Source organism: Histophilus somni, from assembly GCF_014202395.1.
GTDB classification, from domain to species: Bacteria; Pseudomonadota; Gammaproteobacteria; order Enterobacterales; family Pasteurellaceae; genus Histophilus; species Histophilus somni.
Genome location: NZ_JACHGQ010000009.1, coordinates 22643 through 36355, shown reverse-complemented (window position 1 = coordinate 36355; position 13713 = coordinate 22643). Strand labels below are relative to the sequence as shown.

The window sequence follows — 13713 nt, the reverse complement described above, 5'->3', positions numbered from 1 at the left end:
TTAAGTTTGGGGTTATTTATTTTGTGCATGTTTTTCCAATGATTTATGTTGGATTTGCACTTTCTTTCCCTTCGCTCGGAAATATTCACCAATTTGTTGAGCGATATAAACAGAACGATGTTTACCGCCTGTGCAACCAATTGCAATGGTTAAATAACTGCGGTTATTTTTTTCTAACATTGGCAACCAGTTTTCAATATAGTTACGTGTCTGATAAATAAAGTTGTCAACTTCAATATGTTTTTGCATAAATTCGATAACCGGTTTTTCTAATCCTGTCATTGGGCGTAATTCCTGATTCCAATGTGGATTTGGTAAAAAACGCACATCAAAAACATAATCAGCATCTAAAGGAATACCATATTTAAATCCAAAAGATTCGACAATAATTTGTAATTCTTTTTCCGTATTGCCACGCAAAAATTCACGTAAACGTTCAGCAAGTTCATGGGGAGAAAGCGGTGTGGTATCAATAATTACATTGGCATGTTGTACTAAAGGTTCAAGATGCTCTTTTTCTGCAGCAATTGCCGCTTCAAGAGACAGATTTTGGACCGATAACGGGTGTAAACGACGAGAGTCGCTATAACGGCGAATTAGGGTATTTCTATCCGTATCCAAGAAAATAATTTTTACCGGATATTTTTCTTGCAGCAAATTTAAGATGTGATCCAATGTTTCAGGTTCTTGAGGTAAGTTACGAATATCTAAACTGATTGCTACTAAATGCTGTTTGTTTTCCAACATATCAACAAGTTGAGGAACTAAATCCATCGTGAGATTATCAACACAATAATAGCCAATATCTTCCAATGCTCGCAATGCTACGGATTTTCCTGCACCTGAGCGTCCACTAATAATGATAATCTCCATTTTTATTCTTCCTCGGGATATTTTGTTTCAGCATGGTGTTATTCAGTAGTTGGTAATGTTTCCGCCTGTCTATCTGAAAATTGAAAAATTTGCCAAATTTCCTCCGCACTTTGTGCGTTTCTTAATTGTTTAATTAGAGATTTGTCTTTTAAACGCTCTACTAAATGGGGCAATTCTTGAACGAGATTGGAACAATGTTCTGTCGGGGATAATAAGGCAAAAATAAGATCGACTTCACGATGATCAAGTGCATCATATTTTAAAGGTGCACTCAGTTGTAAAAAGACTGCGATAGGTGTATTACCTAGGGGTAATCTTCCTTTAGGCATAGCCATACCGTTTCCCAAACTGGAATTGCCTAATTTTTCTCGGTTGAGTAAAGAATCGGTACAAAGAGTTTCTTTTTCCTGAAGACTAACTTCATCTGCTTCTAAGCCATCAATTTGTTCTGAAAGTTGTTTAGCAATTAAGCTGGATATGATTTCAAAAGCTCTTTTTTTGCTTGTACAAGTTAACCCTTGACGGATATTTTCAGGAGAGAGTAATTCAGTAAATTTAAGCATAATTACAATTTAAATTCTTTACCAAGATAAACTTGTTTAACTTGTTCGTTATTCATGACTTCAGCAGGTGTACCCGTTGCTATCATTTTTCCTGAGCTGACAATGTAAGCTCGTTCACAAACGTCCAGTGTTTCTCGCACATTATGATCAGTGATTAACACACCCAATCCACGATTGCGTAAATCTTGGATAATTTTCTTTATATCAATTACGGAAATGGGATCAACACCGGCAAAAGGTTCATCCAATAAAATAAATTTAGGGTTTGCAGCTAAGGCACGTGCAATTTCTACACGACGACGTTCACCGCCCGATAAAGATTGTCCCAAATTATCACAGATATGACCGATATTAAATTCTTCAATCAGCTCATCAGCTCGAGTACGGCGTTGTTGCATATTTAAATCTTTACGAATTTCCAAGACTGCCATTAAATTTTCATAAACACTCAATCGTCGGAAAATAGAGGCTTCTTGTGGCAGATAACCCATTCCTCGCTGTGCTCGTTTGTGCATAGGCAACAAACTGATATCTTCGTTATCAATGTGAATTTTTCCTTGATCATGGCGTATTAAACCGACGATCATATAAAATGTTGTGGTTTTTCCCGCACCATTCGGTCCCAGTAAACCTACAATTTCATTAGAGTTCACTGTTAAACTTACATCAGAAACCACTTGACGGTTTTTATAGCTTTTAGCGAGATGTTCTGCATGCAGTATAGACATATTAATTTACCCGGTTACTTCTTGTGTTGATTATTGAATTGAGTCGGAATTAATACTGTTTTTACTCTGGATGTTCCGGCTCCATTTGCTTTGAGTTGTTGTTTCTTGACATCATAGGTGATCTTTTCACCGTTAATTTTGCTATCCAGTTGCTTTAATTCCGCATTACCCGTTAAAGTTAAAAATTCGGCACTGAGATCATAGTGGATTTTATTCGCCTTGCCCTGAACAGGTTTTCCATTATCAAGTAATTGATTAAAGAGAACCGGATTACCGAAAGCCTCAACAGTTTCTTTTTTATTGGATTTTTCTGTTGGGCGAGTAATAACGACTTTATTCGCTTTAATTAAAATTGACCCTTGTTTAATGACTACGTTATTTGTAAAAGTTACCACAGAGTTTTCCATATCAAGGGATTGATGGTCAGATACGATATCTATCGGTTGATTTGTATCATCTTTTAGGGCTAAAGCTGATATTGAAGTCATCATAAGTGCGGTAATTAATAAATACTTATTTGTTGTTGATTTCATAATGGGTTTTTACCTGTTCTTTTAAGGTTGCAATTTGTTGTTGTAAATTTCCGGTCAGTTTTAAGCCTGTGGAGCTGAAATTTTGACCTTTTATAGTAACCATCGTGTCAGAGGTGATGTCTTGAGTAGTTAAATTTACTACCGCACTTTCAGTCATAACTCGTTGTAATTTAGCATTATCCAATAAAGTTTCTGCAATAACGTTACCATCAAGATAAAGCATATTATTTTTTGTTAATTTAGCTTTTTTAGCACTTAATTTCCAACTTTGCTTACCGAATTTTTCATCATCAATATCAAATAAATAGACCAGTGGTTGGTGAAATTCTGTGCGTCTATCCTCATTGTAGTGTTCAATTTTATCTGCTGTCGCTAAATATTGTTTTTTTCCTGTTGGCGAAAAAACAGAGGTTGACATCTTTTCTCCTATGTATTCCGGCTGTGTATTTGACTTTATAAGCTGACTGAGTTCATTATCATTTGGCTGTAAAGTATAAAACCAAGCGAGTAAAACAAGAGCTATCACCGATAAAATAATATTCCAGCGAATATGCATAAAATCCTTATATTGTTTTGTGTTTGACAAAAATTGCGTAATCATAGCATAGTTTTTAAAAAAGCATGTAATAATCTATTAAAGTCTGGGGTGTTAACTTAGACATCTCGTTTGGATTGTGCGTTGGATTGTGCGGTTGAAAATCATCATAATTTAATTTGACAATGACCGGAAATTCGTGGAATATCCGATCTCATTTTGTACAAATATAAGTAGAGTAATGAAGAAACTATGACAAGACCTTTAATAGAAGTCAGAAACCTAACTTTTAAGCGAGGTAATCGAATTATTTATGACAATCTCAATTTGCAGGTACAGCAAGGCAAAATTACTGCAATTATGGGGCCGTCAGGCATTGGTAAAACCACGTTGCTAAAACTGATTGGAGGACAACTTCAACCTGAAAAAGGCGAAATTTTGTTTGATGAGCAAGATATTTGTAAAATGTCCAATAGTGAGTTATATCGAGTTCGTCAACGCATAGGAATGTTATTTCAGTCCGGCGCATTATTTACCGATTTATCAACTTTTGATAATGTCGCTTTTCCTATTCGAGAGCATACACATTTACCGGAAAAACTTATTCGTCAAATTGTGTTGATGAAATTGGAAGCTGTGGGGTTGCGTGGTGCGGCAAATTTAATGCCGTCGGAATTGTCAGGCGGTATGGCAAGACGAGCCGCATTAGCTCGCACCATTGCACTTGATCCGGAGTTAATCATGTACGATGAGCCTTTTGCAGGGCAAGATCCCATTAGTATGGGAGTGATTATTAGCTTAATTAAACGTTTAAATGAAGCGTTGCGATTAACTTCAATTGTGGTTTCTCATGATGTGCAGGAAGTATTAAGTATTGCGGATTATGCGTATATTATTGCAGATAAAAGAGTGATCGCTGAAGGAAGTGCGGAGCAACTTTTACAAAGCCGAGATCCGCAAGTTGTGCAATTTATTCAAGGTAAGGAAGATGGACCTGTTCATTTTCATTTTCCTGCACAAGACTATGTACAGGAGTTGTTTTCATGATCCGAGTTATTTCATCTTTAGGTAGATGGGGAATGGATTTTTGTCGTTCTTTAGGGCGAGCCGGTTTTATGCTTTTTGGTGCATTGGTTGGGAAACAACAGATGAGGAAGCATTTCCCTTTACTCATTAAACAACTTTATGTATTAGGTGTACAATCTTTGTTAATCATCATGTTATCGGGTTTATTTATTGGCATGGTGTTGGGGTTGCAAGGGTATGTGGTGTTAGTGGATTTTTCCGCAGAAACAAGTCTTGGACAATTAGTTGCATTATCATTGTTACGAGAATTAGGCCCTGTTGTAACCGCACTTTTATTCGCTGGTCGAGCCGGTTCAGCTCTTACGGCTGAAATAGGTTTAATGAAAGCAACAGAGCAGTTATCCAGCTTAGAAATGATGGCAGTTGATCCTTTGCGTCGAGTTATTTCACCTCGTTTTTGGGCAGGTGTGATTTCTATGCCCATTCTTGCCGTTATTTTTACCGCAATCGGTATTTGGGGCGGTTCTTTAGTCGGTGTGGATTGGAAAGGTGTGGATGCAGGGAGTTTTTGGTCTGTGATGCAAAACTCCGTTAGCTGGGGATATGATTTATTAAACGGTTTTATTAAGAGTTTATGTTTTGCCATCGCTGTTGTTTGGATTGCATTATTCAACGGCTATGATTGTATTCCGACATCAGAGGGAATTAGTAAAGCGACAACGAAAACGGTGGTGCATGCTTCTCTTGTTGTTTTAGGATTGGATTTTGTACTAACAGCGTTGATGTTTGGTGCAGGTTCATAAATAAAGTGCGGTAGAAAATTAAGGATTTTTTATGAGACAAACAGTTAAACATGAATTTTGGGTGGGATTATTTTTATTAATTGGTATTGGGGCATTGGTTTTTCTTGGATTAAGAGTTGCGAATATACAAGGGTTTAATCAAGCAAAATCTTATCAAGTTTATGCTGTTTTTGATAACATCGGCGGACTTAAAGTAAGAGCACCTTTGAAAGTTGGTGGTGTTGTAATAGGCAGAGTATCATCAATTGAACTTGATCATCAAACCTATTTACCGTTGGTTAAAATTGCCATAGATGAAAAGTACAATGAAATTCCGGATAACAGTTCATTATCAATTAAAACCTCAGGTTTGTTGGGTGAGCAGTATATTTCCCTTAGCGTTGGATTTGATGATGGTGAAACTTCCATGTTAAAAGAGGGAAGTCGTATTGTAGATACTAAATCAGCTATGGTATTGGAGGATCTTGTCGGGCAATTCTTATATGGCAGCAAAGAGAATAAAAGTACTCAAAAGCAATTGGAACCGGATGTTCAATAATTTTTCATACACTGTAGATTTAGGAGCTAATATTTATGTTAAAAAAACTATTTTTTAAAATAATTGTGGCAATGACCGCACTTTTTGCTGTACAAGCCATGGCGGAAGAAACACCTTATGAACTAACGCTTGATGTATCTGAGCGTTTATTTAAAGCCATTGATACTAACCAAAGTAAGATTAAACAAGATCCTAATTATTTGCGTACTATCGTACGTCAAGGACTCATGCCCTATGCTCATGTAAATTATGCAGGATCTTTAGTGTTAGGGCCTTATTTTAAATCAACATCACCGGAACAACGTGCAAAATTCTTTGCGGTATTTGATAAATTTATCGAATATCAATATGCCAAAGCATTGACGCTTTATAGTAATCAGAAAATTAGTGTATTAAAGCCGATTAATGTAACGGCAGATCAAATGAATGTGCCGGTTAAAATACTGCAAAGCGGCAATGTTGCACCTATTGATTTAGAGTTTTATTGGCGTAAGAACAGTAAATCAGGTAAGTGGCAAGTGTATGATATGTCCGCTAACGGCGTGAGTACGGTTCACTCAACAAGACAGGAATGGTTACCTATTTTACGCAAAAAAGGTATAGAAACTTTGATTGATGAGATGGAAGAATTTTCTAAACAACCAATTATTATTAGTAGTAAATAACGTATGAAAAAGAACAATCTGAATTGGGCATTAGAAAAAAATAGTGATAAGATAACGCTCCGAATTATGGGAGCGTTATCACGAGATACATTGCTTCCTTTTTTGCAACAACGTGATGAACTTTTATCAAGTGCGGAGCTTGTTGGTCAGCAACTTGTTTGGGAGCTCAGTGAAGTTAATCGCATTGATAGTGCTGGTTTTGCTTTGCTAGGTGATTTTATTAATGAGCTTGAAAAACAAGTAAGTTCACAAAAAATTCATAATGCCCCAATTCAATTGGAAATTTTGGCAGATCTTTTTGGCTTATCTGATTGGCTTAAGCCTTTTTTACAATAGTGGAAAATATTAATGGAAACTCAGCAAATTGAGCAAATTTTAAAGGAAGCATTGAATCTCGATGAAGTATATGTTCAGGGCGAAAATGCACATTTTGGTGTCATTGTTGTAAACGATGAAATTGCACAACTGTCCAGACTAAAACAACAGCAAACTATTTATGCACCTTTAATGGCACATTTTAAATCCGGTGCGATTCATGCGTTAACAATAAAAACATTCAGTACTGAACGGTGGAAGCGTGATCGTTTATTGAATATGTAGCATAAGTAGGAAGTAACATATGCAAAAATTTCGTGTTTATGGGCAGTCTCGTTTAAATGGAGAAGTGAATATTTCCGGTGCTAAAAATGCCGCCTTACCTATTTTGTTTGCGGCCATTCTAGCTGAAGAGCCTGTCAAATTAACTAATGTACCTGAGTTAAAAGATATTGATACCACGTTAAAAATTCTGCAACAATTAGGTGTGGTAACTTATCGAGATGAACAAGGTGCGGTGCATTTAGACGCTTCAAATATTAATCATTTTGTAGCTCCTTATGAGTTGGTTAAGATGATGCGTGCGTCTATTTGGGCATTGGCTCCTTTAGTATCTCGTTTTAAACAAGGGCAAGTTTCATTACCGGGAGGTTGTTCTATTGGTGCAAGACCTGTTGATTTACATATCAGCGGGCTGGAGCGACTTGGAGCAAAAATTGTATTGGAAGAGGGTTATGTTAAGGCTTTTGTTGATGGTCAATTAATCGGTAAACGAATTGTTATTGAGAAAGTAAGTGTTGGTGCGACTTTATCTATTATGATAGCAGCAACTCTAGCGAAAGGCATAACAGTAATTGAAAATGCAGCTCGTGAACCTGAGATCACTGATACTGCTGTATTTTTAAATAAGATGGGAGCAAAAATTAGCGGTGCGGGTTCAGATATTATCACGATAGAAGGTGTTGAACGCCTAGGCGGTTGTGAGCATAGTATTGTGCCGGATCGTATTGAAACCGGTACTTTTTTAGTTGCAGCGGCTATTTCCGGCGGACGTATCATTTGTAAAAATACTAAAGCATCAACTTTAGATGCAGTAATTGATAAATTACGTGATGCCGGTGCTAAAATTGAAGTCACGGAAAATACGATTACATTGGATATGCAAGGTAATAGACCAAAAGCGGTAAATATACGTACTGAACCTTATCCCGGTTTTCCAACTGATATGCAAGCTCAATTTACTTTATTAAATATGGTTGCAGAGGGTTCAAGTAAAATTACCGAGACTATTTTTGAAAATCGTTTTATGCATATTCCTGAATTAATTCGTATGGGAGGAAAGGCTGAGATTGAAGGTAACACAGCATTTTGTCATGGTGTTGAATATTTATCCGGAGCAGAAGTTATGGCAACGGATTTACGTGCTTCTATCAGTCTTGTCTTAGCCGGTTGTATTGCCATAGGTGAAACCATCGTTGATCGCATTTATCACATTGATCGTGGTTATGAGCATATTGAAAAAAAATTACGTGGATTGGGTGCGAAAATTGAACGTTTTACCGAAAAAATAGTAGACTAAATTGCTTTTAGATAAACGTAACACTTCATAATATGAATTGTGAGGCATTATTTTTAAAATTTAATAGAAAGAGCGGTTGAATTTATAAAAATTTAACCGCTCTTTTTAATTTATCCGGCAACAGTAGGAAGGATACCTTCTTGCATTAAGAACGGGATAACGATAATAACGATGCCCATAATAAATGCGATGACTAATGCAAGATTACCGCCAGCGACTCTATAAGGTAGGTTGGGATGCAACTGACGAGCTTTCCAAGCTAAAGCAACGGGAAGAAGTAGCCCATAGAAGGCAAATAAAATGCCGGCATAACCTAGTGCGGTGATAAAACCGTTTGGATAGAATAGAGCAAAGGCTAGTGGCGGAATAAAAGTTAAGAGTGCCAGTATCGGGCGATTGGTCGGCAGATTAATACGTTTTAATAGATCACCAACCCCTTCAAAAATTCCCATTGCAACACCTAAGAAAGAAGTAATTAATGCAAGAGATGAGAATAGGCGAACTACCTCACCTAATAGGCTACTTCCAGTAATTTGACTAGTCGCTTTTACTAATCCATTTAGGGTCGGATCTTGTTTTAATAGGCTAACAAATTGAGTTTGACTTAATACGCCATGTGTTGCGAATTGCCATAATAAATAGGCAAATAATGGAATTAACGTTCCAATAATAATGGCTAAACGGATTTTACGAATATCTGCATCAAGGTAGCTATTGATACTCCCCATAATGACGTGGAAGCCAAAAGAGGTAAAGAAAATTGGAATTGCAGAAATAACCAATAGATTATCTAAAGGAATTGCCCCTAGGTTTTCTAATTTTGCCTTTGGTAACATCATTAATAAGACCGCAATAAAGCCAATGATTTTTCCGATAAATAAGAGACGGGTTAAGCCGTCAACCCCTTTAATACCAATCACAACAAATGCACCTAAAATTAGGGTAAAGAGTAATATTGAGATTTGAGAAGTTTGTTTTTCATCACCAATACCCGTTAAAAGGCCTGATAAAAGAGAGCCGCCACCGGTAATATAAGCGGCAAGTAAAGCATAGAGCAGAACAAGCAAGCTAATAGTTGCCAAAAAACGTCCGGTTAAACCGAAATATTGTTCTGCAAGAGTTGCAACGCCGACATCTTTTTCTTTTGCAGTTTGATAAACTTCCATAAACAACAAGCCGGTATAGGTTAATAATAACCATAATCCTGCGAGTAGAACTAACGTCATGGAAAACCCCATGCCGGCTGAGGTTAATGGCATAGCTAACATACCTGCACCTATAGTTGTGCCGGCGATCATTAATGCACTGCCGAGAATTTTATTTTTCATAACAACTCCAATTTAGATAAACATGATAGTTATAATTTAAGCTTTCTTTAAAAATTCAGATTTTAGTAATAATTTGCCGCAGTCAACATTATGATCACCTGTTACTAAACGAATATTTTTGTACTTTGTGCCTTTTTTTAGTACTTCTGAAGATCCTTTTAATTTTAAATCCTTAATTAAAAGCACATCATCGCCATTAGTTAATATATTTCCATTGCTATCTTTTACGATGAGTTGATCTTCGTCTTGTTGTTCAATTTCATTGTCAGTCCATTCATTTCCACAGTCAGGACAAATAAAATTAATTGTGTCGTGATATACGTATTCACCCTGACATTTTGGGCAATTCGGCATTTGTTCCATATTGTTTCTCCTAATAAAAGCAGTGCTCGAGTATAGCAAAAAAATTCGCTTTACCAAAAAGGGAAAATAGCTTTTTTGTAGAGAAATGAGGGATTAAATAATGACATATTTTATTGATTTTTCAATTATGAAAAAATCCGAGAAAAAACGACCGCACTTAGACAGAGTAAATCAGGAAAAAATAGCGGATTGAGTATTTTTGCTGATTTATTATCCATTTGTATCAGCCCTCGAATAATCAGTAATGCCAAGCTAAAAAAGCACATATTAAGTGGGTATAAATAAGGTAGAGAGTCATATTTTTTTGACATAAAGAAAGGGCGATAATCGCCCTTGAAATTATGATGATTTAGTCTGTTCTCTATTCAAAATCGTTATCGATATTTTCTTCATCTTCATCAGTATCACAAACTCGTTCTAAGCTAACGACTTGCTCTGTTTCCGCTGTTCGAATGAGTCGAACACCTTGAGTATTGCGTCCGACAATGCTGATTTCACTCACTCTCGTACGAACCAATGTACCAGCATCGGTAATCAGCATAATTTGATCATTTTCCTCTACTTGCGTTGCAGCGACCACTTTACCATTTCTGTCACTGACTTTAATTGAGATGACCCCTTTAGTATTACGAGATTTGGTTGGATACTCGGAAAGTGCGGTACGTTTTCCATAACCATTTTGTGTAGCGGTTAGAATTGCACCGTCATTTTTTGGAATAACCAATGACACCACTTTATCTACATTCAGATCAAGAGGTTCTTTTGTATCCTCATCAGAAATATCCTCAATTTCTACCGCACTTTCATCATCGGAAATATCATTTGTTAATGCCAGTTTAATACCTCGTACCCCTGTCGCTAAACGTCCCATTGCTCGAACTGCATTTTCCTCAAAACGAACTACTCGACCTTGTGATGAGAAGAGCATGATTTCATTGGTACCATCTGTAATATCAACGCCGATTAATTCATCTTCATCACGTAAATTAAGTGCAATAATACCGCTTGAACGAGGGCGACTAAATTCGGTTAACGCAATTTTTTTCACAAGCCCTCCGGCAGTTGCCATGACGATAAATTTATCCTCTTCATAGGCAGCCACTGGTAGAATTGCTGTAATACGTTCATTTTCTTGTAATGGGAGAATATTAACAATAGGACGACCACGAGCCCCTCGATTTGCTTGCGGTAGTTGATATACTTTTAACCAATATAATCTGCCTCGACTTGAAAAGCAAAGAATAGTGTCATGAGTATTGGCAACTAATAAACGCTCAATAAAATCTTCATCTTTCATTTTAGTTGCAGATTTACCTTTACCGCCACGGCGTTGTGCCTCATAGTCTGTAAGCGGTTGATATTTTACATAACCTGCATGAGAAAGTGTAACAATGACATCTTCTTGGGTAATAAGATCTTCTAAATTAATATCGCCGGATGCCGATGTAATTTCAGTGCGACGTGCATCACCAAATTCTTCTTTTACTTTTTCCAGTTCTTCACACAAGACTTCTTTCAAACGATCCGCACTGTTTAGAATATGTAAAAGTTTGCCAATTTCAATTAATATTTCTTGATATTCAGTAACAATTTTTTCGTGTTCAAGCCCCGTTAAGCGTTGTAAACGTAAATCTAAGATTGCACGAGCTTGTTCATCGGAAAGATAGTATTTACCGTCGATGATACCTAAGTTATCAGCCAAATTATCCGGACGAGAACTATCTACGCCTGTTGCACTGAGCATTGTTGCTACATTACCTAATTCCCAAGCTTGAGATAATAAACCGATACGAGCTTCATCAGCGGTTTTAGAGGCACGAATTAATTCAATAACAGGATCAATATTCGCTAAGGCAATTGCCAAGCCTTCCAAAATATGTGCACGCTCACGAGCTTTTCGAAGTTCAAATACAGTGCGACGAGTAATAACTTCACGGCGATGGCGAACAAATGCTTCAATGATTTGTTTTAAATTTAATAGCTTTGGTTGACCATGATCCAAGGCAACCATATTGATCCCAAACGTCACTTGCATTTGGGTTAAGGCATACAGATTATTAAGTACGACTTCACCGACTGCATCACGTTTAACTTCTACTTCAACACGGTTACCCTCTTTATTTGACACATCTCGTACATTACTGATGCCTTCAATTTTCTTTTCACGCACGAGTTCCGCAATTTTTTCTACTAATTTTGCTTTATTGACTTGATACGGAATTTCAGTAACAACAATGGTTTCTCGACCTTTATCGTTAGTTTCAATTTCCGCTTTTGCACGAACATAGATTTTTCCTCGTCCTGTTTTGTATGCTTCTTCAATTCCTTTACGTCCATTGATTAAAGCGGCAGTAGGGAAGTCAGGACCAGGAATATACTGCATTAGTTCATCAATACTGATTTCTTCGTTATCCACATAGGCTAAACAGCCATCCAATACTTCATTTAAATTATGTGGCGGAATATTGGTTGCCATACCCACAGCGATACCAGAAGAACCATTGACCAATAATGTTGGAATTTTGGTTGGCAAGACATCAGGGATCATTTCTTTTCCATCATAGTTTGGCGAAAAATCCACTGTTTCTTTATCTAAGTCGGTGAGTAATTCTTGGGTGATTTTTTGCATACGCACTTCGGTGTAACGCATTGCAGCCGGTGCATCACCATCTACCGAACCGAAGTTACCTTGACCATCAACCAACATATAGCGTAACGAGAAAGGTTGTGCCATACGAACAATAGTATCGTACACCGCACTATCACCGTGAGGATGATATTTACCGATAACGTCCCCTACAACACGAGCAGATTTTACGTAGGCTTTATTGTAAGTATTGCTACTTTGATCCATAGAAAAAAGCACACGCCGATGCACCGGTTTTAAACCGTCACGTACATCAGGCAAAGCTCGCCCGACAATTACAGACATCGCATAATCAAGATACGAAGATTTAAGCTCTTCTTCTATACTCACAGGAGTAACGTTGGGGGTAAAATCAGTCATTGAGATTTCCTAATTAGGTACGAAAAATTGGCGAGATTATAGCATAACTTCTGATTTTCTCGAAATTTTGTAGTGAATTTTTAACGCAGTTAAGGAATAATAGCGTAATTGTTTTTTACTGCTATACGGACTGATAAAAATGCAAAATCTTGATCCGCAAGAATTAGAAAAATTTGAAAAAATGGCAAAAAGTTGGTGGGATCCGAATGGAGATTTTAAACCTATTCATCAACTTAATCCGACACGATTACAATATATCCAACAGCAAGCTAACGGACTAACGGAAAAAAAAGTGCTTGATGTGGGGTGTGGTGGCGGTATTTTGTCTGAGGCTATGGCAAAGCAAGGGGCAATAGTAACAGGAATTGATATGACCGTTGCTCCTCTTGAAGTCGCTCGTTTACATGCCAAGGAACAAGGACTGGTCATAGATTATCAGCAAATTACTGTTGAAGAATTTTTACAAAAACAAACCGCACTTTACGCTGAAAAATTTGATGTGATTACTTGTATGGAAATGCTGGAGCATGTTCCTGACCCCTTATCCATCATTCAGTCTTGCCGAGCTTTATTAAAACCGAATGGTGTCTTATTTTTTTCGACTATTAATCGCACATTTAAAGCATGGGCATTAGTGGTCTTAGGTGCAGAATACATACTTAAAATGTTACCGAAAGGAACACATGATTATGATAAATTTATCAAACCGGCTGAGTTACTGCATTGGACTGACCAAGCAAATTTAGTTTGTAAAAATATTTGTGGTTATCATTACAATCTTTTAACCGGAAAATTTTGGTTAAATCAAGATGTCAGTGCAAATTACATGGCAACTTTTCAACATAAATCCATTTGAA

The 13713-nt window shown here is 37.0% G+C and carries 16 protein-coding genes; 8 read left to right on the top strand and 8 right to left on the bottom strand.

What is annotated here, in order from left to right; translation table 11 throughout:
- Nucleotides 1–12: 12 nt before the first annotated feature.
- From rapZ to lptC, 5 genes are read right to left on the bottom strand one after another with little or no spacing between them, the layout of a single operon-like run.
- On the bottom strand, nt 13–873 hold the full coding sequence (gene rapZ, locus HNR69_RS06985) for an RNase adapter RapZ (RefSeq protein ID WP_075294502.1): 861 nt from the start codon (nt 871–873) through the stop codon (nt 13–15).
- Between the two features lie 38 nt (nt 874–911).
- Complete coding sequence (locus tag HNR69_RS06980; protein ID WP_075294503.1) at nt 912–1436, bottom strand: PTS sugar transporter subunit IIA; 525 nt, start codon at nt 1434–1436, stop codon at nt 912–914.
- Nucleotides 1437–1438: 2 nt separating this feature from the next.
- Complete coding sequence (gene lptB, locus HNR69_RS06975; protein WP_012340728.1) at nt 1439–2164, bottom strand: LPS export ABC transporter ATP-binding protein; 726 nt, start codon at nt 2162–2164, stop codon at nt 1439–1441.
- Nucleotides 2165–2178: 14 nt separating this feature from the next.
- Nucleotides 2179–2697, bottom strand: coding sequence for a lipopolysaccharide transport periplasmic protein LptA (lptA, locus tag HNR69_RS06970; RefSeq protein ID WP_011609330.1), 519 nt, complete (start codon nt 2695–2697; stop codon nt 2179–2181).
- Nucleotides 2678–3253 (bottom strand): LPS export ABC transporter periplasmic protein LptC, encoded by a 576-nt coding sequence (gene lptC, locus HNR69_RS06965; protein WP_075294504.1) that lies wholly within the window; start codon nt 3251–3253, stop codon nt 2678–2680. Before lptC ends, lptA begins: the two co-directional genes overlap by 20 nt.
- Before the next feature lie 231 nt (nt 3254–3484).
- Between lptC and mlaF the strand changes: the two genes are divergently transcribed.
- Genes mlaF through murA form a run of 7 tightly spaced genes read left to right on the top strand, consistent with a single transcriptional unit; the run spans nt 3485 to nt 8158 of the window.
- On the top strand, nt 3485–4279 hold the full coding sequence (gene mlaF / locus HNR69_RS06960; RefSeq protein WP_011609328.1) for a phospholipid ABC transporter ATP-binding protein MlaF: 795 nt from the start codon (nt 3485–3487) through the stop codon (nt 4277–4279).
- Complete coding sequence (gene mlaE, locus HNR69_RS06955) at nt 4276–5061, top strand: lipid asymmetry maintenance ABC transporter permease subunit MlaE (protein ID WP_075294505.1); 786 nt, start codon at nt 4276–4278, stop codon at nt 5059–5061. The genes mlaF and mlaE overlap by 4 nt, the downstream gene beginning before the upstream one ends.
- Before the next feature lie 31 nt (nt 5062–5092).
- On the top strand, nt 5093–5599 hold the full coding sequence (mlaD, locus tag HNR69_RS06950) for an outer membrane lipid asymmetry maintenance protein MlaD (protein WP_075294506.1): 507 nt from the start codon (nt 5093–5095) through the stop codon (nt 5597–5599).
- Nucleotides 5600–5634: 35 nt separating this feature from the next.
- Nucleotides 5635–6264 (top strand): phospholipid-binding protein MlaC, encoded by a 630-nt coding sequence (gene mlaC / locus HNR69_RS06945; RefSeq protein ID WP_012340723.1) that lies wholly within the window; start codon nt 5635–5637, stop codon nt 6262–6264.
- A gap of 3 nt (nt 6265–6267) precedes the next feature.
- Complete coding sequence (locus tag HNR69_RS06940; protein ID WP_075294507.1) at nt 6268–6600, top strand: STAS domain-containing protein; 333 nt, start codon at nt 6268–6270, stop codon at nt 6598–6600.
- A 12-nt stretch (nt 6601–6612) separates the two neighbouring features.
- On the top strand, nt 6613–6864 hold the full coding sequence (locus HNR69_RS06935) for a BolA family protein (protein WP_075294508.1): 252 nt from the start codon (nt 6613–6615) through the stop codon (nt 6862–6864).
- 19 nt (nt 6865–6883) lie between these two features.
- Nucleotides 6884–8158 (top strand): UDP-N-acetylglucosamine 1-carboxyvinyltransferase, encoded by a 1275-nt coding sequence (gene murA / locus HNR69_RS06930; protein WP_075294509.1) that lies wholly within the window; start codon nt 6884–6886, stop codon nt 8156–8158.
- Nucleotides 8159–8268: 110 nt separating this feature from the next.
- Here the strand turns inward: murA and HNR69_RS06925 are convergent, their stop codons facing one another.
- From HNR69_RS06925 to gyrA, 3 genes are all read right to left on the bottom strand, one after another.
- Complete coding sequence (locus tag HNR69_RS06925; RefSeq protein WP_012340720.1) at nt 8269–9486, bottom strand: aromatic amino acid transport family protein; 1218 nt, start codon at nt 9484–9486, stop codon at nt 8269–8271.
- Nucleotides 9487–9522: 36 nt separating this feature from the next.
- Nucleotides 9523–9849 (bottom strand): zinc ribbon domain-containing protein YjdM, encoded by a 327-nt coding sequence (locus HNR69_RS06920; protein WP_075294510.1) that lies wholly within the window; start codon nt 9847–9849, stop codon nt 9523–9525.
- Between the two features lie 361 nt (nt 9850–10210).
- Nucleotides 10211–12856 carry a DNA topoisomerase (ATP-hydrolyzing) subunit A gene (gyrA, locus tag HNR69_RS06915; RefSeq protein ID WP_075294511.1) on the bottom strand — a complete coding sequence of 882 codons (2646 nt, stop codon included), beginning with the start codon at nt 12854–12856 and terminating at the stop codon, nt 10211–10213.
- Between the two features lie 139 nt (nt 12857–12995).
- On the opposite strand from gyrA, the gene ubiG reads away from it, so the two are divergent.
- Nucleotides 12996–13712 carry a bifunctional 2-polyprenyl-6-hydroxyphenol methylase/3-demethylubiquinol 3-O-methyltransferase UbiG gene (ubiG, locus tag HNR69_RS06910; RefSeq protein ID WP_012340716.1) on the top strand — a complete coding sequence of 239 codons (717 nt, stop codon included), beginning with the start codon at nt 12996–12998 and terminating at the stop codon, nt 13710–13712.
- Nucleotide 13713 lies beyond the last annotated feature (1 nt).